The sequence below is a fragment of the Streptomyces sp. NPDC001922 genome (assembly GCF_042891165.1).
Taxonomy (GTDB): domain Bacteria; phylum Actinomycetota; class Actinomycetes; order Streptomycetales; family Streptomycetaceae; genus Streptomyces.
In genome coordinates this window covers 146,661-167,814 of record NZ_JBIASV010000017.1, presented here as the reverse complement: position 1 = coordinate 167,814, position 21,154 = coordinate 146,661, and the positions used below count along the sequence as shown (strand labels likewise).

General features: G+C 74.5%; 18 protein-coding genes and 1 pseudogene. 14 read left to right on the top strand and 5 right to left on the bottom strand.

The window, feature by feature from the left end; genetic code table 11:
• Positions 1-100: 100 nt before the first annotated feature.
• The 6 genes and pseudogenes from ACFYYR_RS28690 (at position 101) to ACFYYR_RS28665 (ending at position 6,007) form a co-directional block, all read left to right on the top strand.
• Positions 101-1,383: pseudogene (locus tag ACFYYR_RS28690) on the top strand (energy-coupling factor ABC transporter permease).
• Position 1,384: 1 nt separating this feature from the next.
• The gene (gene cbiQ, locus ACFYYR_RS28685; protein ID WP_388859724.1) at positions 1,385-2,149 is read left to right on the top strand and encodes a cobalt ECF transporter T component CbiQ; all 765 of its coding nucleotides are present in this window, start codon (positions 1,385-1,387) and stop codon (positions 2,147-2,149) included.
• A 76-nt stretch (positions 2,150-2,225) separates the two neighbouring features.
• Positions 2,226-3,026, top strand: coding sequence for an energy-coupling factor ABC transporter ATP-binding protein (locus tag ACFYYR_RS28680; RefSeq protein ID WP_388859721.1), 801 nt, complete (start codon positions 2,226-2,228; stop codon positions 3,024-3,026).
• A 102-nt stretch (positions 3,027-3,128) separates the two neighbouring features.
• Complete coding sequence (locus ACFYYR_RS28675; protein WP_388859864.1) at positions 3,129-3,605, top strand: organic hydroperoxide resistance protein; 477 nt, start codon at positions 3,129-3,131, stop codon at positions 3,603-3,605.
• A gap of 143 nt (positions 3,606-3,748) precedes the next feature.
• Positions 3,749-4,912 carry a serine hydrolase domain-containing protein gene (locus tag ACFYYR_RS28670; protein WP_388859861.1) on the top strand — a complete coding sequence of 388 codons (1,164 nt, stop codon included), beginning with the start codon at positions 3,749-3,751 and terminating at the stop codon, positions 4,910-4,912.
• Positions 4,913-5,422: 510 nt separating this feature from the next.
• The gene (locus tag ACFYYR_RS28665) at positions 5,423-6,007 is read left to right on the top strand and encodes a hypothetical protein (protein WP_388859718.1); all 585 of its coding nucleotides are present in this window, start codon (positions 5,423-5,425) and stop codon (positions 6,005-6,007) included.
• Between the two features lie 220 nt (positions 6,008-6,227).
• On the opposite strand, the gene ACFYYR_RS28660 is transcribed toward ACFYYR_RS28665, so the two are convergent.
• The 5 genes from ACFYYR_RS28660 to ACFYYR_RS28640 form a co-directional block, all read right to left on the bottom strand.
• Positions 6,228-7,079, bottom strand: coding sequence for an EamA family transporter (locus ACFYYR_RS28660; protein ID WP_388859715.1), 852 nt, complete (start codon positions 7,077-7,079; stop codon positions 6,228-6,230).
• Positions 7,076-7,579, bottom strand: coding sequence for a YbaK/EbsC family protein (locus ACFYYR_RS28655; RefSeq protein ID WP_388859712.1), 504 nt, complete (start codon positions 7,577-7,579; stop codon positions 7,076-7,078). The genes ACFYYR_RS28660 and ACFYYR_RS28655 overlap by 4 nt, the downstream gene beginning before the upstream one ends.
• 301 nt (positions 7,580-7,880) lie before the next feature.
• Positions 7,881-8,315, bottom strand: a complete 435-nt coding sequence (locus tag ACFYYR_RS28650; RefSeq protein WP_388859709.1) for a hypothetical protein — start codon at positions 8,313-8,315, stop codon at positions 7,881-7,883.
• A gap of 308 nt (positions 8,316-8,623) precedes the next feature.
• Positions 8,624-10,297, bottom strand: coding sequence for a penicillin-binding transpeptidase domain-containing protein (locus tag ACFYYR_RS28645; RefSeq protein WP_388859707.1), 1,674 nt, complete (start codon positions 10,295-10,297; stop codon positions 8,624-8,626).
• Between the two features lie 76 nt (positions 10,298-10,373).
• Positions 10,374-12,119 carry a dolichyl-phosphate-mannose--protein mannosyltransferase gene (locus ACFYYR_RS28640; RefSeq protein ID WP_388859704.1) on the bottom strand — a complete coding sequence of 582 codons (1,746 nt, stop codon included), beginning with the start codon at positions 12,117-12,119 and terminating at the stop codon, positions 10,374-10,376.
• A gap of 125 nt (positions 12,120-12,244) precedes the next feature.
• Here ACFYYR_RS28640 and rsmI point away from each other — a divergent pair, with 125 nt between their 5' ends.
• The 8 genes from rsmI (at position 12,245) to ACFYYR_RS28600 (ending at position 21,020) form a co-directional block, all read left to right on the top strand.
• On the top strand, positions 12,245-13,123 hold the full coding sequence (rsmI, locus tag ACFYYR_RS28635; RefSeq protein WP_388859701.1) for a 16S rRNA (cytidine(1402)-2'-O)-methyltransferase: 879 nt from the start codon (positions 12,245-12,247) through the stop codon (positions 13,121-13,123).
• A gap of 161 nt (positions 13,124-13,284) precedes the next feature.
• On the top strand, positions 13,285-13,785 hold the full coding sequence (locus ACFYYR_RS28630; RefSeq protein WP_388859698.1) for a hypothetical protein: 501 nt from the start codon (positions 13,285-13,287) through the stop codon (positions 13,783-13,785).
• Between the two features lie 75 nt (positions 13,786-13,860).
• A complete protein-coding gene (locus tag ACFYYR_RS28625) occupies positions 13,861-14,778 on the top strand; it encodes a TatD family hydrolase (RefSeq protein ID WP_388859695.1) in 918 nt (305 codons plus the stop codon).
• 148 nt (positions 14,779-14,926) lie between these two features.
• A complete protein-coding gene (locus ACFYYR_RS28620) occupies positions 14,927-16,372 on the top strand; it encodes a ubiquitin-like domain-containing protein (RefSeq protein WP_388859692.1) in 1,446 nt (481 codons plus the stop codon).
• Positions 16,369-17,262, top strand: a complete 894-nt coding sequence (gene rsmA / locus ACFYYR_RS28615; protein ID WP_388859689.1) for a 16S rRNA (adenine(1518)-N(6)/adenine(1519)-N(6))-dimethyltransferase RsmA — start codon at positions 16,369-16,371, stop codon at positions 17,260-17,262. The genes ACFYYR_RS28620 and rsmA overlap by 4 nt, the downstream gene beginning before the upstream one ends.
• Positions 17,259-18,218 (top strand): 4-(cytidine 5'-diphospho)-2-C-methyl-D-erythritol kinase, encoded by a 960-nt coding sequence (locus tag ACFYYR_RS28610; protein WP_388859687.1) that lies wholly within the window; start codon positions 17,259-17,261, stop codon positions 18,216-18,218. The genes rsmA and ACFYYR_RS28610 overlap by 4 nt, the downstream gene beginning before the upstream one ends.
• A gap of 467 nt (positions 18,219-18,685) precedes the next feature.
• Positions 18,686-19,309 carry a TetR/AcrR family transcriptional regulator C-terminal ligand-binding domain-containing protein gene (locus tag ACFYYR_RS28605; RefSeq protein ID WP_388859684.1) on the top strand — a complete coding sequence of 208 codons (624 nt, stop codon included), beginning with the start codon at positions 18,686-18,688 and terminating at the stop codon, positions 19,307-19,309.
• A gap of 202 nt (positions 19,310-19,511) precedes the next feature.
• On the top strand, positions 19,512-21,020 hold the full coding sequence (locus ACFYYR_RS28600) for an acyltransferase family protein (RefSeq protein ID WP_388859681.1): 1,509 nt from the start codon (positions 19,512-19,514) through the stop codon (positions 21,018-21,020).
• The last annotated feature ends 134 nt before the right edge of the window (positions 21,021-21,154 follow it).

The window sequence follows — 21,154 nt, the reverse complement described above, 5'->3', positions numbered from 1 at the left end:
CCGGACCCCCGTGTTCCGCGGTGACTGCGCTCTTGCATATGGTTCGCAGTCGGCGCCTATCATTGAATGTTCACCACAACGCCGGAGCGGAGCCCCGCCCATGCATGTCCCCGACGGATTCATCGACGCACCCGTGTCCGTGGCCACCGGCGTCGTCGCCGCTGCCGCGGTCGCCGTCAGCCTGCGCGGTGCCCGCCGTGAGCTGGACGAGCGCACCGCGCCGCTGGCCGGTCTCGTCGCGGCCTTCATCTTCGCCGTGCAGATGCTGAACTTCCCGGTCGGCGTGGCCACCAGCGGGCACCTGCTCGGCGGCGCGCTCGCCGCGATCCTCGTCGGCCCGTGCACCGGCATCCTCTGTGTCTCCGTGGTGCTGCTGATGCAGGCGGTGCTCTTCGCGGACGGCGGGCTGACCGCGCTCGGCGTCAATATCACCGACATGGCCGTGGTGACCGTGCTGGTCGCCTATTCGCTGTTCCGGCTGCTGGTGAAGGTGCTGCCGCAGAACCGCGGCTCGGTCACCGCGGCCGCGTTCGTGGCGGCCCTGGTCTCCGTACCGGCCGCGGCCGTCGCCTTCACCGGGCTCTACGCCCTCGGCGGCACGAAGGACGTGCCGCTGGGCACGGTGTTCGCCGCCATGGTCGGCGTGCACGCCCTCATCGGCCTCGGCGAGGCGGCGATCACCGCACTGACGGTCGGCGCCGTGCTCGCGGTCCGCCCCGACCTCGTCCACGGCGCCCGCGGTCTGCGGCCCTCGCTGGCCCTGCACACCTCGCCCGTCGCCGCCCCCGCCACTCCGTCCGGCGCCACCGCCATCGGACGCAAGCCCGCGGAGGACGGCCCGGCGCGCTCCGGGGAGGCGAGCGCCTGATGGCACGCACCGCGGATCACGACGAGAACGCCGCAGCACCGCAGGCCACCGCACCGCAGGCCACGCAGGCCACGGCTGAGAAGGCCACCGCACAGCAGGCCGCCGCACCGCAGGAGGACGCCGCCATGGCCACCGGGACCCCGTCCGCACCGGAATCCGGCACGCCCGCGCCGGGGAAGCGCGCCCGGCTCAGCACCCGGCGGCTGTGGATCATCGGTGTCCTGGCCGCGCTGCTGCTCGCGGGCGGTCTCAGCTACTACGCCTCCGCCAGCCCGGACGGCCTGGAGAAGGTCGCCGCCGACCACAAGATGGACACCAAGGTCGAGGTCCACACCTTCGCGAACTCGCCGCTCGCCGACTACCAGACCAAGGACGTCGAGAGCCCCCGGCTCTCCGGCGGCCTGGCCGGGGTGATCGGTGTCGGCGCGACCCTGCTGGTGGGCACCGGCTTCTTCTACGTCATCCGCCGCCGCAGCCCCGACACCGGTCCGGGCGACTCCTCCGCGTCGAGCTGACATGGGAGCGGGGCACGCCCACCGGCTGTACCGGCCCGGCGCATCGCCGGTGCACCGGCTCCCGGCGCAGTGCAAGATCGCGGCGGTGCTCTGCTTCGTGCTCGTCGTGGTCGCCACCCCGCGAGCGGCCGTCTGGGCCTTCGGCTGCTACGCGCTGCTGCTGGCCGCCGTGGCGGCCGCGGCCCGCATCCCGGCCGGAGTGCTGCTGAAACGGCTGCTCATCGAGGTGCCGTTCGTGCTCTTCGCCTTCTTCCTGCCGTTCGTGGCGAGCGGCCCCCGGACCGAGGTGCTCGGCCTCCAGCTCAGCGTCTCCGGCCTCTGGGGCGCCTGGAACATCCTGGCCAAGGGCACCCTCGGCGTCGCCGCCTCCGTGCTGCTCGCCTCCACCACCGAGCTGCGCTCGCTGCTGCTCGGCCTCCAGCGGCTGCGGCTGCCCCCGCTCCTCGTCCAGATCGCCTCGTTCATGATCCGCTACGGGGACGTGATCACCGACGAGATGCGCCGGATGCGGATCGCCCGGGTCTCGCGCGGCTTCGAGGCGACGGGCCCGCGCCACTGGAAGGTGCTCGCCACCTCGGCCGGCGCGCTGTTCATCCGCTCCTACGAGCGGGGTGAGCGGGTGCACCTGGCGATGGTCAGCCGCGGCTACGGGGGCAGCATGCCGGTGATCGACGAGGTGACGGCGTCCCGCGCCCAGTGGGCGTACGCCGCGGCCCTCCCCGCGGCGGCTCTCGTCGTCTGCCTGATGGGATGGACCCTTGTCTGACGACCTGGACCGCTTGTCCGACGACTCGTACCGCCCGACGACTCGGACTGCCCGATGGGATGGACCGCCTGATGGGATGGACCCCGTGACCGCCGCCCCCGCCCCGGACCCCGCTCTCGCCGGCGCCCCCGCGTCGCTCGAGGTCAGCCGCCTCGCCTACGCCTACCCCGACGGCCACCAGGCGCTCTTCGGCGTCGATCTGACCGTGGCCCGCGGCGAGCGGGTCGCGCTGCTGGGCCCCAACGGCGCCGGGAAGACCACCCTGGTGCTGCACCTCAACGGCATCCTCAGCGGCGGCGCGGGCAGCGTGAGCGTCGCCGGGCTGCCGGTGGCGCAGCCGAACCTCGCGGAGATCCGCCGCCGGGTCGGGATCGTCTTCCAGGACCCGGACGACCAGCTGTTCATGCCGACCGTCCGGGAGGACGTCGCGTTCGGACCGGCCGCGGCCGGGCTGCGCGGCCCCGAGTTGGAGGACCGGGTCGTCCGGGCGCTGGAGCGGGTCGGCATGGCGGAGTACGCCGCCCGGCCGCCGCACCACCTCTCGTTCGGGCAGCGGCGCCGGGTCGCGGTCGCCACGGTGCTCGCCATGGAGCCGGAGATCCTGGTCCTCGACGAGCCCTCGTCCAACCTCGACCCCGCCTCCCGCCGGGAGCTCGCCGACATCCTGCGGTCGCTGGACGTCACCGTGCTCATGGTCACCCACGACCTGCCGTACGCCCTGGAGCTCTGCCCGCGCTCGGTGGTGCTCAGCGGAGGTGTGATCGCCGCCGACGGCCGCACCCAGAACCTGCTGTGCGACGCGGAGCTGATGCGCGCCCACCGGCTGGAGCTGCCGTTCGGCTTCGATCCGCGCTCGGTGACGGTGCCCGCCGGCTGACCGTACCCACGGTAGCTACCCCCTAGTAACTTGATGCTCCGCCAGCCCGGTACGTTGAACCCGATGATGTTGAACGCACCTGTTCACCTGGGAGAGCGCAGCATGCTCCAGGACCTCGCGACCGCTGCTCCGGCCCGGTCGGCGACCTCCTCTCCGATCCGGCCGACGGAGATCGTCTACCTGGCGGAGGCCACCGCGCACGGCGGCCGTGACGGCTTTCTCCGCACCCCCGACGGGCAGCTCGACGTCCGGGTCGGCATCCCCCGCGAGCTGGGCGGCGACGGCGTCGGCACCAACCCCGAGCAGCTCTTCGCCGCGGGCTGGAGCGCCTGCTTCCACAGCGCGCTGGCCCTCGTCGGCGAGCGCGCCGGACACGACCTCACCACCGCCTCGGTCAGCGCCAAGGTGGGCCTCGGGCCCACGGAGGCCGACGCGTTCGGCTTCGACGTGGCGCTCCGGGTCTCCCTCCCGCTCCTCGACCAGGCACTGGCCGAGCGCTTCGTGGCCGAGGCCCGCCAGGTCTGCCCGTTCTCCAACGCCACCCGCGGCAACATCGACGTCTCGATCATGTTCTCCTGACGCTCCGCCCCCGGCCCGCTCCGCCGCCCCGGGCCGCCGGACGGGCCCCGCCGTCGGGCCGCCGCGGCGGCCCAGGCACCATGGGGAGGTTGTCGGGTTACGAGTCGTGGCAGGAGTACGCACCAGTGGTGGACGTCCAGGGCATGGTGGTGGACGGCTTCGAGCCGGTCCGGGACGCCTTCGTCCGTAACTTCGGCCTGCGCGGGGAGCGCGGCGCGGCGGTCGCCGTCCACACCCGCGACGGGCAGGCGGTCGACCTGTGGGCGGGCACCGCCGACGCCGACGGACCGGAACCCTGGCAGGAGAACACCGCGCAGATCGTCCGGTCCGCGACGAAGGGCGTCGCCGCCGCCGTACCGCTGATGCTGCATCAGCGCGGCCAGCTCGACCTGGACGCCCCGGTGGGCACCTACTGGCCCGAGTTCAAGGCGAACGGCAAGGAGCGGGTGCTCGTCCGGCATCTGCTCTCGCACCGCGCCGGGCTGCCCGTGCTCGACACCCCGCTCACGCCCGAGCAGGCCACCGACGGCGTCAGCGGGCCCCGGGCGATGGCCGCCCAGGCGCCCGCCTGGGAGCCCGGCACCGCGCACGGCTACCACGCCCAGACCTACAGCTGGCTGCTCGGCGAGCTGGTGCGGCGGATCACCGGACGCACCATCGGACGCTGGATCGCCGACGAGATCGCCGGGCCGCTCGGCCTGGACCTGTGGCTCGGACTGCCCCCGGAGGAGGCCCACCGGGTCGGCCGGATCGCCGACGTCGCGGCCCCCGAGCCGCCCGCCTCGCAGGGGCTGAAGGTCCGCCCCAAGAGCTCGGTCTCCGACGCCTACCGCGACCCCGACTCCCTCACCCGGCGCGCCTTCACCGCCATCGACCCGCTGCCGGACGAGAACGCCCCCGGTTACCGCGCGGCCGAACTCCCCGCCTCGGCCGGGATCGCCACCGCCCGCTCCCTGGCCCGGTTCTACGCCGCGCTGATCGGCCCGGTGCCGAACGGCCGCTGCCTGCTGGCGCCCGCGACGCTCACCCTCGCGCGGACGGAGGAGTCCACCGGACCGGACCGGGTCCTCGTCGTCAACACCCGCTTCGGCCTGGGCTACATGCTGCACGGCCCGGCGTCCCCGCTCCTCGCGCCCGGCTCCTTCGGCCACCCCGGGCGCGGCGGTTCGCTGGCGTTCGCCGACCCGGAGTCCGGCGTCTCCTTCGGCTACGTCACCAACGGCATGCAGCAGAACGTCACCGCGGATCCGCGGGCACAGGCCCTGGTCCGCGCGGTCCGGGACTGCCTGGCGGCACGGCGGGGTTGAGCCGGCCCGCGGCGCCGGGGCAGGTCCGGGGCCGCCGGCGTGCAGCGGTTCCCGGTTCCGGTGTCTGGGCCCGGCGGCGGTGCCTGGGCCGGTGCCGTGCCGTGCGGCGGTGCCGGGTGGCGGAACTCGGCAGCGCACGGCCCGGGATGCCCCGGGCGTGCGGAGCGACGGCCGGGCAGGAGGCGCGACGGCCGGGATGCACCGCGCCGGATCCCGTTGGACGATGGAGGAACACCGTCCATGCCGTCGGTCGTGCGCCGGGTCGGGCAGCCGGCCTCCGTTGCGTACGGGCCGGGCATGGACGCCCGACGCCGAGCCCTGCGGACGACCTGCCGGAGCACGGCCGATCGCGTCGCTGAGCCGTCGATCGTGCGGTTGTCGATCGTGCGGCTGAGGTCGACCGTGCGGCTGAGCCGGGGCGTTCGTGAGCCTGCTTCTCGCCGGTCCGGGCCGCCCGGACCCGTCGCCCGGCAGGGCCCCGCGTCGTACGCGCCGACGGAGGAGGCCACCATGTCCAGCCAGGCCCAGGAACGGCCGGGGCGGGCCGTAGCGGATCTGCCGTTCGAGACCGGCACGCTCGAAATGCTCCCGGACAAGGGCATTTCCTTTCCCGAGCTCCAGGAACTGGAGCTGGAGCCGCGGATCAGCCATATGCTCGGCCTCGGCCAGGACGTCATGCACACGGTGCGGGCGCTGTCGAAGACCATGACGTTCCAGGGGAAGCTGTTCACGGCGGCGCACGCCCCGATCGCCACCCTGGAGAACGTCACGGTGACCGCGACCCAGGCGTCCGACCCGCACACCGGCGTCCCGTTCGTCCACGTCACACTCGACTACTTCGCCACGTCGCACGGCTTCCGCACCGGCCGCGGCGCCCCGGGCGAACCGCTGGGCGCCCCGCAGGGCCTGTCCTTCCGGAACCAGGCCGGCGGCACCGTGTACTCCTGGGGATTCCCGTACGACGACTTCCGCCTGGAGTGCGGATGGGAGCGGCGGCACTGCTTCCACCACTTCTACGACAAGACCTTCGTCGGCTGGTTCGACGTGTGGGAGGGCATCCTCCACGAGGTGCGGGGCGTCTTCTTCCGCTGCTGAGAGGCCCTTTGCGCCGGTCGCCCGCCGACGTCGTGCCGCAATCGGCGCCGAAGCACACCGAAGCACACCGAAGCCCGTCGAACCGCGCCGAACCGGGCCGGGAATCCCGCCCGGGCGGGACCCCTCCGAAACGGCCCGGCCCCGCTTCTCCGTGTCTGCGCGGGGCCGGGCACCGGGGCGCGTCCGCCGGAAGAGCCCGCCGTTCGGATCGTCCCCGCCCTCAACTCGTATGCAGCATCAGCCCGATGCCCACCACCATCAGCGCCGCCGCCGCGATCCGGGGAGTGCCGAAGCGTTCCTTGAAGAACACCGTGCCGATGGCCGCCCCGACGATGATCGACGATTCGCGCAGCGCGGCGATCGGGGCGAGGGCGGCCCGGGTCTGGGCCCACAGGACCAGGCCGTACGCGGCGACCGAGAGCACGCCGCCGCACAGGCCCCGCACCGCGTACGGGCGGAGCTGGGCGGGCAGGGCGCCGCGCCGGGTGGCCAGGGCGACGGCGGGGATGGCCACGCCCTCCAGGATCATCAGCCAGGCGATGTAGCCCACCGGGGTGCCGGACGCCCGGACCCCCATGCCGTCGACGACGGTGTATCCGGCGATGGCCAGGCCGGTGCCGAGGGCGGCCAGGATCGCCGGCCAGTGCGGGCGGGTGCCCGAACCGCGGATGCCCCACAGCGCGAGGCCCACCAGCCCCGCCGACGCGACCACGACGCCCGCCGAGGCCCAGCCGTCCGGCACCTCGCCGACGAAGACCGCCGCGAGGACGGTCACCACCAGAGGAGCCGTGCCCCGGGCGATCGGATACATCTGTCCGAAGTCGCCCAGCCGGAACGACCGCATCAGCAGCGACATATAGGCGACGTGGAGCACGGCCGAGAGGAGCAGATACGGCCAGGCGTCCCGGGCGGGCAGCGGCGCCAAGCACGCCAGCACGGCGCCGCACACCGCGCCGCCGCCGCTCACCAGGGTGAACGCGACCAACTGGTCCTTCATGTGGTGGGCGATGGCGTTCCAGCCGGCGTGGGTGACGGCGGCGAGGAGCACCGCCGCCGCGACGAGAGGCGTCACGCCTCCCGCTCCCGCACGTCGGCGAGCGCGGCGCCCGCGTGGCCGATCAGGGTCTCCGGGTCGAGCGCGAACACCGTGTGCGGGGTGCCGGCCGCGGCCCACACCAGGTCGTGGCGGAGCAGCCCGCGGTCCGCGACGACCCGGGTGCGGGTGCGGTGTCCGAACGGCGGCACCCCGCCGATCGCATAGCCGGTGGTCTCGCGCACGAGCGCCGCGTCCGCCCGCCGGACCTCCGCCGCACCGAGTTCGGCCCGCACGCGCTCCAGGTCCACGCGGGAAGCGCCGTCCATGAGTACCAGCACCGGAACGCCGTCGGCCGCGAACACCAGGGACTTGACGATCTGGTCCAGCGAGCAGCCGACGGCGGCCGCGGCCTCGGCGGCCGTGCGGGTCGCGTCGGGGAAGCGGCGCACCTCGACATCGAGGCCGAGTGCGCGCAGGGCCTCCGCGAAGCGGGGATGGGCTGTGGGCTGGTCCGGAGTGTTGTCGGGTGATGCCATGGCCCCGACGCTAGCGGTAGGTGCATGGGCCACGCGATGGTGATTCCGCGCACGCCGGGGGCCGGTTGCCCCCGGCCCGCCGAACTCCCCGCGCGTTTCCGGGCCGGCCGGATCCGGTTGCCCGGGACCGGGTACGCGGCCCGTCGGCTGCGGCGAGGGTCACATCGGGAGCGACCCGGCGCGGACTCGGTACGGATCGTCGCGGAGACGGGCGGAACGGAGGGCCACGGTCGGGGCACGGGGCGGCCGGCGCGGCGCCCCCGTGGTCCGGGGACTCCGCGCCGGCCGCCTCACCGGTCCGTCACGACCAGCGCTGGAGCTTGCCGCCGGTGTCGATGCCCACGTAGAGGCCGTGCGAGCTGTTCGTCCCCAGGGTGCGCTTGGTGGCCTTGCTGGTGAGGCGCCAGCCGTTGGAGAGCTTCTTCTCGTACCACCTCTGGTTGCTGCTTCCGTTGCAGCCGGCCAGACGGACCCCGCCGTGGGACTGCTCCAGGCACTTGTCGCCGTCGTTCAGGGTGTAGGTGCCGTCGGACTGCTTCTTCTCGTACCAGGTCTGGTAGCCGAAGTCGCACTGGCCCATCGCGACGGAACCGGAGATGTGGTCCAGACACCGGTTGGTGCCCTTGTTCTTCCAGGTGACGGGCACACCGCTCGCCGCCTGTGCCGAGCCCGCGCAGAGCAGCGCGGGAGCGGCGACCGCCGCGGCCGCGATGATGCCGAACAAACGCTTCTTCATAGGATCCCCCTGGTGAATGGCCGCAGGCCGGGGAGGCTTTCGCAAGTCGGCTTCCCTCGGTCCGGCCGGTGACGGGCCTGCGCCGTGCGTGCTGTGTCGGGCGTTCCGCCCCTTCTTTAACGCACCGATGAGGGCGTTAAAGAAGATGATCACGGTAGCGAGCAGGGGTCTTCCACGGCAAACCGGCGCGCGGAAGCCGAAAAACGGCCGTGGGCCGCCCCCTTCCGCGTTCGGCGGAGGAGAGCGGCACACGGCCGCGTCGCACACAGGGATCCGGGTCCGGTTCCGGCGCGGATCGCGCGGGCGGGTCAGCCCCCCGCGCGCAGCAGCTGGGCCACCACCGGTCCGGCCGACGAGCCGCCGTGGCCGCCCTCGGGGACTACCGCCGCCGCGGCCAGGTCGCCCCGGTAAGCGGTGAACCAGCCGTTCGGCTTCTTCTGGCCGTCGACCTCCGCCGAACCCGTCTTGGCGCCGATGTCGCCGCCGAGCCCGGCCATCGCCTCGGCCGCCGTGCCCTGGGTGGCGGTCAGCCGCATCAACTTGCGCAGCTGCTGCGCGGTGTCCGCGGACAGCGGGCGGGCCGCCTCGGCGAGCTTCCGCTTGTCGAGGGACGGGGCGACCAGGTACGGCTGGTGGAACGAGCCGGTGCGCACGGTGGCGGCGACCGACGCCATGGTGAGCGGGTTCATCCGGACCCCGCCCTGGCCGATCAGCGAGGCCGCCTTGGGGGCCGCGGACTGCACCGGGACGGCGCCGTCGAAGGACGGCACGCCGGTCTGCCAGTTCAGGCCGATGCCGAAGACGTCCCGCGCCTCCTTGGTGAGTTCGGAGTCGCTCAGCTTCTCCGCCTGCGTGATGAAGGCGGTGTTGCAGGAGCGGGCGAAGCTCTGCTCGAACGTGCCGTTCTTGATCTCGAACTTCTTGTCGTTCTGGAACTTCCAGCCGCCGTACGGTGCGTACTTCGGGCAGGGGTGCTGCTTGCCCCAGCCGGCCAGCCCCTTGTCGATGAGCATCGCCGAGGAGATGACCTTCATCGTGGAGCCCGGGGCCAGCGAGCCCTGGAGTGCGGTGTTGTAGCCCTGGGCGGGAGAGTTGGCGACGGCCAGGATCTCGCCGGTGCGGGCCTTGCTCAGCACCACGGCCGCCTTGCCGTGCTTGCTGATGGCCTTCTCTGCCCGGGTCTGCAGCGCGGCGTCGAGGGTGGTGCGGAGCGTGCCGGGGGTGCCCTTGGAGAGCACCTTCAGCGTCTTGTCCGGCTGTTCGGCCTTCTTGCCGGCCGCGGAGGTGTCGGGGGAGGTGCCCGCGGTGTCGTCCGCGTCACCCGCCCGCTCGATCCACAGCTCCACCCCGGCCGTGCCGCCGGCCTTGTCGCCGTACCGCTCGCGCAGGCTGGCCAGCACACCGGAGAGCGCCGGGTGGGTCTTCTCGGTCAGCGCGGTGCCGTTGCGGTCGACCGCCTTGATCGGCGGTGCCTCGGCCTCGCCCGTCTTCAGCGAGTCCCCGGCGTGCAGCTCGGGGTGGACCACGGAGGGCTGCCAGTTCACCACGGCCCGCCCGGTCCGCCGCTCGCGCACCACGTCGAGCTCGGAGGAGTACGTCCAGGTGGCCGTCCGGTCACCGTAGGAGATCTGAGCCTCCACGTCGAACGGCACCGTGCTGCCGCGGCGGGCACCCGGGTCCAGCCGGACGTCGGAGATGTGCGCCTCCGTGCGGTAGGCGCGCAGCGCCGTCGCCGCGGCCTCGCGGTCGTCGGTGTACTTCGCCGCCTGCCGCGGGTCGCCGGAGCCCCACGCGGCGAGGAAGCCCCGCGTGGCCTTCCTGACCTCGGACGCGTCCGGCGGGCCGGTCTTCACCGACGGCTTGCCGTCCGCGGCCGTTCCGTCGGCCGGGCCGTCCAGCAGCGCGTACGCGCCGTATCCGGCAGCTCCCAGCACCGCGGCCGTGATGCCGCCGATGACAGCGGCCTTACCGCCACTCCGCATTGGAGAAACCCCCAGAGTGTCTCTCTGTCCTCTTAATCAATCGATTAAGAGCGCGATCGCGGCGCACTCTACGCGATTACACCCACGTGTCCAGCCACATGCGGTTCCGCCAGGCCTCCACCGGCAACGGCTGCCCGGTATAAATCGGGAAGAAGTAGATGAAGTTCCAGACGATCAGCAGGACCAGGACGCCCGCGCCGACCGCCCCCAGCGTCCGCCGCCGCTCGCTCGCCCCCCGCGGCCCCAGCAGCGCCCCGATCATCATCGTCACGGCGAGGCACAGGAACGGCACGAAGACGACCGCGTAGAAGAGGAAGATGGTCCGCTCCTGGTACAGGAACCAGGGCAGCCAGCCCGCGGCGATCCCGCACAGGACCGCGCCGGCCCGCCAGTCCCGCCGGAACGCCCAGCGGTAGAGGACGTAGAGCACCGCGAAGCAGCCGGCCCACCACAGCACCGGGGTGCCGAGCGCCAGCACCTCCCGGGCGCACTTGTCGGCGGCGTCCACCGGGCAGCCCGCCTTGCCGGGCCCGGGGGACTCGTAGAAGTACGAGACCGGGCGGCCGAGGACGAGCCAGCTCCACGGGTTGGACTCGTAGGTGTGCGGCGAGGTCAGCCCGACATGGAAGTTGTAGACCTCGGACTGGTAGTGCCACAGGCTGCGCAGGCTGTCCGGCAGCCAGCTCCACGCCCCGCCCCGGTGCGGGTCGGTCGACGCCCAGTCGCGGAAGTAGCCGCCGCGGGTGGCGAACCAGCCCGCCCAGGACGCGATGTAGGTGACGATCGCCACCGGCACCAGCGAGCAGAACGCGGGCAGCAGGTCGCGCCGGCCCGTCGAGCGGTACGCCCGGCGGGCGCCGGCGGTGCGCCGGGCCGCCACGTCCCACGCCACCGTGAGCAGGCCGAACGCGGCCAGCACATAGAGGCCGTTCCACTTCGTGGCGCAGGCCAGCCCCAGACACAGCCCGGCCGCCAGCCGCCACGGCCGCCACCCGAGCCGCAGCCGGTCTCCCACCTCGTCGGACGGGTGCACCGTCCCGTCCGGGTCCGCCGGGAGCGCCGCCGCCAGCCGGGCCCGGGTGCGGTCCCGGTCCACGAGCAGAGCGCCGAACGCCGCCAGGATCCAGAACATCAGCACCAGGTCCAGCAGCGCCGTGCGGCTCATCACGAAGTGCAGACCGTCCACCGCGAGCAGGCCGCCCGCCAGGCAGCCGAGCGCCGTGGAGCGGAACAGCCGCCGCCCGATGCGGCACAGCATCAGCACGGACAGGGTGCCGAGCAGCGCGACCATGAACCGCCAGCCGAACGGATTCAGCCCGAAGACCGACTCGCCCAGCGCGATCGTCCACTTGCCCACCGGCGGATGGACGACGTACGAGTGCTCGGGGCTGAGCGGGATGCGCTGCGGATCGCCCAGGATCAGGTCGTTGGCGTTCTTCGGCCAGGTGCCCTCGTAGCCGTACTGCAGCAGCGACCAGGCGTCCTTGGCGTAGTACGTCTCGTCGAATATCACCGCATTCGGGCTGCCCAGGTGCCAGAACCGCAGCAGCCCCGCGACCAGCGCGACCAGCAGCGGGCCGCCCCAGCCGGACCAGCGGGCGAGCCGCTCCGTCACGCGCGGGCCGAGGCCCAGCAGCGTCCACAGCACGGTGCCCGGCGGCGCGTACGGCGGCACCAGACGGTCCCGCAGCGGGGTCCGCGGCCGGTCCAGGTGGCCGAAGCGGCGCAGCCGCAGCTGCCAGGCGGTCGGCTTGGGGTGCGGGGCCGTGGCCCCCGGGGGCCGCTCGGCGCGCACCGGCGGCGCTCCTGTCGTACTGGTCACCGCGCCATCGTAGGGAACGCCGCTGTGCGATGACGCCCGCCCGCTCCGGGAGGGGGCGCACAGCCGGCGCGGCGCCGCCGGAGCACGGACACCGGGGCCGCCCGGACCCCTGCGAGGATGGGGGCGTGACTGGAACGCTGGTACTCGCAGGGACCCCCATCGGTGACATCGCGGACGCGCCGCCGCGGCTCGCCGCCGAGCTGGCCGCCGCCGATGTGGTGGCCGCCGAGGACACCCGGCGGCTGCGCCGGCTCACCCAGGCGCTCGGGGTGCAGCCCGCCGGCCGGATCGTGTCGTACTTCGAGGGCAACGAGAGCGCCCGCACCCCCGAGCTGGTCGACGCGCTCACCGGCGGGGCGCGGGTGCTGCTGGTGACCGACGCCGGGATGCCGTCCGTCTCCGACCCGGGCTACCGGCTCGTCGCGGCCGCGGTCGAGCAGGAGATCCCGGTCACCGCGGTCCCCGGGCCGTCGGCCGTGCTCACCGCGCTCGCCCTGTCCGGGCTGCCCGTCGACCGGTTCTGCTTCGAGGGGTTCCTGCCGCGCAAGGCGGGCGAACGCCTCGGCCGGCTCCGCGAGGTCGCCGACGAGCGCCGCACCCTCGTCTACTTCGAGGCCCCGCACCGCCTCGACGACACCCTCGCCGCGATGACCGAGGTGTTCGGCGCGGACCGGCGCGCGGCCGTGTGCCGGGAGCTGACCAAGACCTACGAGGAAGTGCGCCGCGGCCCGCTGAAGGACCTGGCCGCGTGGGCCGCCGAGGGAGTGCGCGGGGAGATCACCGTGGTCGTCGAGGGCGCCCCCGCGCCGGGCCGCCAGGAGCTCGGCCCGGAGGAGCTGGCCCGCCGCGTCGCGGTGCGCGAGGAGGCCGGGGAGCGCCGCAAGGAGGCCATCGCGGCCGTGGCGGTGGACGCGGGCGTACCCAAGAGGGAGGTCTTCGATGCCGTCGTGGCGGCAAAGAACGCGGAGCGAACGGGACCTTCGGAAGGTAAAGGACTAATCTGATAAGCAAAGGCCGCACGATGCGTGGGGCACTTTTCACAAACAAGCCCAAAATCTGAACCAACAGGTGGCAGGGCCTGCTGTGTTCCGGCCGGGCGGGGAGTCCACTGGAGGTGGGACGTCCCGGTCCCGGAGAGCTTGTCCGGTGGACAAGAGGAGCTGGCATGAGTGAGACCGCAGACACCTCGCGCAGTGTTCCCCCCGCACCCCGCAACGGCGGGTCGGAGCCGCCTGTGCACGAGGCCTACTCGTTCGCCTGTATGCGCTGCGGCCACGGCTGGGAGCAGGCGTACGAGATACGCCACCACACCGACGCCCAGGGCCGGTCCGTCGTCACCTACTACACGGACGGCCGCCGGGTGCCGTCCCCGCTGACCACGCCGGTCTGCGGGAACTGCGACGGCCATGTGGTGCGGATCATGCGCTCCGGCCAGATCCCGTCGGCTGCGGCGGCGCTGGGGGAGCAGGGCATCGCCGGCCCGCTGCTCTCGGCGGCCCCGATGCGGCCGCCGGTCGTGACCGAGGCGTCGGCGGAGCCGATCGTTCCGTCCCCGGCGGAGGCAGCCGTTCCGGCCCCGGCCGCCGCGGAGGACCGCGCCGCCGGCGCCGGTGGAACCCACCGCCGCCACTTCGCGGATCTGCTGCACGTCTTCCACCGCAAGTGACCGCGGTGCCACCCGGGGTGAGAAGCGGACGGCCGCCCGCTTCTCGCCCCGAGGGGTCCGCATAGGATCGCCGCCATGGCGGCAACAGCATCGGCATCCGGCGGGAACGGCACGAACGGCAAGCGGGACGACAAGGACGTACCGCCGCCGCTGCCCGAGCCGCTGCGGGTGCCCGTCGCCGACTCGCACACCCATCTCGACATGCAGTCCGGCACCGTCGAGGACGCGGTCGCCCGGGCCGCCTCGGTCGGCGTGACCACGCTGATCCAGGTCGGCTGCGACGTGAAGGGCTCCCGCTGGGCCGCCGAGACCGCCGCCGCCCACGACGGCGTCTGGGCGACCGTGGCGCTACACCCCAACGAGGCTCCCCGGATCGTCCACGGCGACCCCGACGGCTGGTCCCGGCAGGGCGCCCGGGAGGCCGGCGGGGAAGCGGCCCTCGACGCCGCGCTCGCCGAGATCGACGCCCTCGCCGCGCTGCCGCAGGTGCGCGGCGTCGGCGAGACGGGCCTGGACCGCTTCCGCACCGGCCCGGAGGGCATGGCCGCGCAGGAACTGTCGTTCCGCCGCCACATCGACATCGCCAAGCGGCACGGCAAGGCGCTCGTCATCCACGACCGGGAGGCGCACGAGGACGTGCTGCGGGTGCTGGCCGAGGAGGGCGCACCCGACACCGTCGTCTTCCACTGCTACTCCGGTGACGCCGCGATGGCCGAGATCTGCGCCGAGCGCGGCTATCTGATGTCGTTCGCCGGCAACGTCACCTTCAAGAACGCCCAGGACCTGCGGGACGCGCTGGCCGTCGCCCCGCTCGACCTCGTCCTGGTGGAGACCGACGCGCCCTTCCTCACCCCCGCGCCGTACCGCGGACGGCCCAACGCCCCGTACCTGATTCCGGTCACTCTGCGGGCCATGGCGGACGTCAAGGGCGTGGGCGAGGACACCCTGGCCGCGGCCGTGGCAGCCAATACCGCCCGCGCTTTCGGCTACTGACGGCGGCACCCGGACCGCCCCCGGTGCGCCCTCCCCGGCGACACCGCGTAGTCGGTTGACTTTGGAGCGTGACGAAACCTCCGCTACAGTCCCGGCCCGACACTGAAATCCGGGGACACCTCCCCGCGGCAGCCGGGGAGGGAGCCTCGTGAGGAATCCACCGGGCAGCCACCGGGCCGCGCGCGGCGGCCGGCGCGGCCGCACCTCGTCCCCGCAGGTCTACGGGCCGCGGGAAACCTCCGACGGTTCCGCCCCGCCGCCTAAGCCCCCGCCCGCTCCGCCGGTCCCCGGCCCCGCCGGCCCGTCGCCCCGCCGGCCCGTCCCGCATCCCCCGTCCGCCGGCCGCGGCGGGCCGGCCGAGGGGCCGCCGGAGCCGGGGGCCGGCCGGCCCCCGGGGCAGTACCCGCCGGTGAGCCGTCCGGCCGGTGCCGTCCCCGCCGGGGCCGTCGGAGGCCGGGCCGCCGCCCGGCTCGCCGCCCGCCGCAGACGCGCCGCCGAGCGCCCCGAGACGCTGCGGCGGCTGGTGCCGCAAGCCCTCGTCGTCGCTTTCCTCGCGGGCGGCACCGCCGTCTTCGTCGCCCACGACAAGACGGTCGAACTCACCGTCGAGGGCCGGCCCCGCACCCTGCACACCTTCGCGGGCGACGTGCGGGAACTGCTGGCCGACGAGGGGGTGCCGCACGGCCCCCACGACATCGTCGCGCCCGCGCCGGGGGAGGAGCTGACCGCCGGTGACCAGGTCGTCGTCCGCTACGGGCGGCCCGTCACCCTCACCCTCGACGGCCGCAGCCGCCGCGTCTGGACCACCGCCCGCACCGTCGACGGCGCGCTCCAGCAGCTCGGAGTGCGCGCCGAGGGCGCCTACCTCTCCGCCTCCCGTCACTCGGCCATCGCCCGCGAAGGGCTCGCCCTGCACGTCCGCACCGAGCGCACCGTCACCCTCCTCGCCGACGGCCGTGAGCAGACCGTCCGCACCAACGCGGCCACCGTCCGGGAGGCCGTCGCGCAGGCGGGCATCACCCTGCGCGGCGAGGACGTCACCTCCGCGCCGCCGGACAGCTTCCCCCGGGACGGGCAGACGGTCTCGGTGCTGCGCGTCACCCGCGGCACCGAGAAGCGCGAGCAGCCGATCCCCTACCGCCGGGTCGAACGCCCCGACCCGTCCCTCTTCACCGGCACCGAGGTCGTGGAACGGCAGGGCCGGCAGGGCGTCAAACGGGTTCACTACGAGGTGCGCACCGTCAACGGGGCCGACCAGAAGCCGAAGAAACTCCGGACCGAGGTGGTCCGCAGGCCGGTGGACGAAGTGGTGCGGGTCGGCACGGCCGCCCGGCCGGCGCGGGTCGCCGGCGCGGACGGGCTGAACTGGGCGGCCGTGGCGCGCTGCGAGTCGGGCGGGCGCCCCCGGGCGGTGGACCCGTCGGGGACGTACGGCGGGCTGTACCAGTTCGACCTCCGCACCTGGCAGGCGCTGGGCGGCCGGGGCCGCCCCCAGGACGCACCCGCCGAAGAGCAGACATACCGGGCGAAGAAGCTGTATGTGCAACGGGGGGCGAGTCCCTGGCCGCACTGCGGCCGTAAGCTTCACCAGTGAGCACGAGCCCCACCCCCGACGAGTCCGGCCCCCTCCTGGGCCCCGCCGACATCCGCGAACTGGCCGCCGCCCTCGGCGTGCGGCCCACCAAGCAGCGCGGACAGAACTTCGTCATCGACGCCAACACCGTCCGCCGCATCGTCCGCACCGCGGAGGTCCGGCCGGACGACGTGGTCGTCGAGGTCGGGCCGGGGCTCGGTTCCCTGACCCTGGCGCTGCTGGAGACCGCGGACCGGGTGACGGCGGTCGAGATCGACGACGTCCTGGCCGAGGCGCTCCCCGCCACCGTCGCGGCGCGCCTGCCGGAGCGGGCGGACCGCTTCGCCCTGGTGCACTCCGACGCGATGCACGTCGCCGAGCTGCCCGGCCCCCCGCCGACCGCGCTCGTCGCCAACCTGCCCTACAACGTCGCCGTGCCCGTGCTGCTGCACATGCTGGCGACCTTCCCCACCATCGAGCGGACGCTCGTCATGGTGCAGGCGGAGGTCGCCGACCGGCTCGCCGCCACCCCCGGCTCCAAGGTCTACGGGGTGCCCTCGGTCAAGGCCAACTGGTACGCGCACGTGAAGCGGGCCGGCGCCATCGGGCGCAATGTGTTCTGGCCCGCGCCGAACGTCGACTCCGGTCTCGTCTCCCTGGTGCGCCGCGCCGAGCCGCCGAACACCACGGCCACCCGGCAGGAGGTCTTCGCGGTCGTCGACGCGGCGTTCGCCCAGCGGCGCAAGACGCTGCGGGCCGCCCTCGCCGGCTGGGCCGGGTCCGCGGCGGCCGCCGAAGTGGCGCTGGTCGCGGCGGGCGTCTCGCCGCAGGCGCGCGGGGAGATGCTGACCGTCGAGGAGTTCGCCCGCATCGCGGAGTGCAAGGCGGAGATCAAGGGAGCCGGACTGTGAACCGTTCCGTGACCGTGCGGGTGCCCGCCAAGGTCAACGTCCAGCTGGCGGTGGGCGGGCTGCGCCCGGACGGGTTCCACGACCTGGCCAACGTCTTCCTCGCCGTCGGGCTGTACGACGAGGTCACCGCCACCCCGGCAGAGGAACTGCGGATCACCGTGTCCGGGCCGGACGCCGGGCAGGTGCCGCTGGACCGGACGAACCTGGCGGCGCGGGCGGCCGAGTTGCTCGCCGCGCGCCACGGCATCGCGCCGGACGTGCACCTCCACATCGCCAAGGACATCCCGGTCGCCGGAGGCATGGCGGGCGGCAGCGCCGACGGCGCGGGTGCGCTGGTGGCATGCGACGCCCTGTGGGGGACCGGCGCCTCCCGCGACGAACTCCTCGAGATCTGCGCCGAACTGGGCAGCGATGTGCCGTTCAGCCTGGTCGGCGGGGCGGCGCTGGGGCGCGGCCGGGGCGAACTGCTCACCCCGCTCGACGTCGGCGCGACGTTCCACTGGGTCTTCGCCGTCGCCGACGGCGGGCTCTCCACCCCGGCCGTCTACCGGGAGTGCGACCGGCTGCGCGCGACGGAGGGGCACGGCGCGGGCGTCGACCACGTACCGGCCCCGGAACCCTCCCCGGCCCTGCTGGACGCCCTGGCCGAGGGCGACCTCGCGACCCTGGCGTCCGCGCTGACGACCGGGGGCATGCCGACGGCGCCCGGGGGCGGCTCCAGCAACGGCCTCCAGGCCGCGGCGGTCTCGCTGCGGCCCTCCCTCGCCGACACCCTCGCCGCCGGGACGAAGGCCGGGGCGCTGGCCTCCCTCGTCTCCGGATCCGGTCCCACTTGCGCGTTCCTGGCCCGGGACGAGCAGGCGGCCCGGGCGGTCGCGGAGGGGCTGCTGGCGTCGGGCACCTGCCGCACGGCGCGGGTGGCCACGAGCCCCGCGGCGGGAGCGACGCTGTTGTAGGGCTCGGCGTCCGGGGCGGGGCCCGGCGCCGGTGCGGGTGCGTGGCCTGCCCGCGGACTCGCGCCCCGCTCGCGCTGTCGGCTGCACCGTCCGGAGGCGTCCTCTCCCCGAGCACGGGTCCGTTGGGGCCGACGGATCCGGAGGACCGTTTCTCCCCGAGCACGCATTGCCAAGAAGCCGTGCACGCAGTGCTCACGACTTCCCGCCGTGATCCGGGCATCCTGAACGACGTTCACCGCACGGCCGCCCCGCCATGCCCCGGCGGGGCGCGGGGCCGCCGGAGCGGACGGCGCCCGTGCACGGGCGCGGACCGGTGTCCGTCGGGCTACGGGGGGCTCGACGGGCACCGTCCCGGGGCGGGTCCGCCGATGGAACGGATCCGGCGTTCCGTACAGATCTCCGGCGCGCAGTACATTGAGCGGCATGTGCATCGAGCAGGCCTGGCACCGCGACCCCGGCACCGGAAGATGACCGAGCGACCCCCGCACGGTTCGGCCCGCCCCGGCGGGCGGACCGCCCGCACCCGCGCGGCCGTACTGGCCGCTGCCTTCGAGGAGCTCGACGACGGTGGGTTCGGCGCGCTCTCCCTCGACAAGCTCGCCCGGCGCTCCGGGGTCCACGTCTCGACCATCCGGCGGCGCTGGCGCTCCGTCGAGGGGGTCGTCGCCGACCTGCTCGCCCAGCACAGCACCACCATCGCCACCCCCGACACCGGGGACCTCCGCCAGGACCTGCACGAACTGGCCCAGGCGATCGCCGGGTTCCACGCGGCCCCGCGCAACCGCAACCTCATCGAAGCGATCGTCGCGGCCGCCGCCTACGACCCGAGCGTCGCGGAGGTCGTCCACGGCGCCTTCGCCGCCCGTACCGAGACGGTCACGCAGATCGTCAGCCAGGCGGTCGACCGCGGCGAACTCGCCCCGGACACCGACGCCACGGACGTCATCGCCGCGCTGAGCGCACCGTTCTACTACCGGCTGCTGATCAACCGGCGCCCGATCGACGACCGGCTCGCCCGCACCAGCGCCGAGGCCGCCTACACCGCCGCGCTCGCCGGGGTCTTCGGCCCCGGGCCCGGGCCGACGCCCTGACCCGAGCCGGTGTCCTCCCCCGGGCCGGCGCCCTGACCTGGACCGGCCCTGTCCGGCGCCCTGACCCGGACCGGCCCTGCCCGGCGCCCGTCCGTGCCGCCGCGCGCCCGGACCGTCTGGGTACGCGTACTCAGGCCGCCGGGCCCGGATTTGAGTACCACCGCCGTGCCGGCCGGCCGCACCGGACCGCGACGGTGGCTGCATGCACCCCAGCGTCAGCGACCTCGCCGCGGCCACGCCCGCCGCCCGGGACCGGTACATCGACCTGCTGCGGGCCGGATCGCTCGGCACCGTGGTCCTCGGCCACTGGCTGATGGCGGCGGTCTCCGTCGACCCGGACGGCCGCGCCGAGATCGGCAATCTGCTCGCCGTCGTGCCCGCCCTGCAGCCGCTCACCTGGCTGCTCCAGATCATGCCGGTGTTCTTCTTCGTCGGCGGCTTCTCGCACGCCCTCTCCCACCGCTCGCTGCAACGCCGCACCGAGCCCGGCCGGTCGGTGTACGCGGCCTTTCTGCGGGCCCGGCTCCAGCGGCTGCTGCGGCCCACCATGATCTTCGTCGCGGTCTGGGCCGCGGGGGCGCTCGCCGTCCAACTCCTCGGCGGGGACGGCCCGCTGTCCGACGTCGCCGCCCGGCTGGTCGCCCAGCCGCTCTGGTTCATCGGGATCTACCTCGCCATGGTGGCGTTCACGCCGCCGCTGCTGAGGCTCCACGACCGGTACGGCTGGGGCGCGGCGGCCGGCCTCGGCGCCGCCGCCGCGGCCGTCGACGTGGCGCGCTTCGCCTTCGGCGTGCCCTACGTGGAGTTCCTCAACTTCGCCTTCGTCTGGCTCGCCGTCCACCAACTGGGCTTTCTGCGGGCCGACGGCCGGCTCGCCGCGTCCGGGCTGCGGGTGCCCGCCGCCCTGGCCGCGGCCGGACTGACGGGGGCGGTGGCGCTCGTGGCCTTCGGGCCGTATCCGCTGTCCATGGTCGGCATGCCCGGCGAGAAGGTCAGCAACATGGCGCCGCCCACCCTCGCCCTCCTCTGCCACGGCCTGTGGCTCACCGGAGCGGTCGAGTTGCTGCGCGCTCCCGCCGCCCGGCTGCTGGCCCGTCCCCGCGTGTGGCGCGGGGTGATCGCGGCGAACGGTGTCGCGATGACCGCGTTCCTGTGGCACCTCACCGCCATGCTGGGCGTCTACGGGGCGCTGCTCGCCCTCGGCCTGCCGTTCCCCGCGCCCGCCACTTCCGGGTGGTGGGCGCAGGCGCCGCTCCGGCTCGCCGCGGCGGCCGGTGTGACGGCGCTGCTGGTCGCGGCCTTCCGCCGGTTCGAGCGCCCGGCGGCGGCGCGTCCCGATGGCCTGGCGTACGCCACCTCGCCGTCTCCGGACGCGGCGCCCGCGACCTCGCCGCACCCGGCCCCCGCGGCCCCGGCGTCGGCGGCCTCACCGCGGCCGTACCCGGCCCCCGCGCCCACCAGGAGGAACGCCGCCGCGGCTCCCCGCCGTGCCGCCGGCCCCGCCGCCGCCCTCGGCGTCACCCTCTGTCTCTTCGGGGTGCTGGGGCTGTCCATGGTGGGCTTCGGCGGCCTGCTGGAGGGCCGGACGGCGCTGCTGGTGGCCGTGCACGTCTCCGCTCCGGCGGCCGTGGTGATGTGTCTCGCCGGCTGGCTCCTCGTCGAGACCGCGGGCCGCGGCGCGGGCGAGGGACGGCGCGGCCCCGGCCACTGACCGTCCCGTCGGGGCCCCTGCCCCCACGCCCCGGGATCCAGGGGCCCCGCGAGGGGCGTCCCGGGAGCAGCGTCCCGGGGGGCCCGCACCAGGGCGCCCGGGGGCAGGGGCGGCACGGGCCGCCCGGCGCGGCG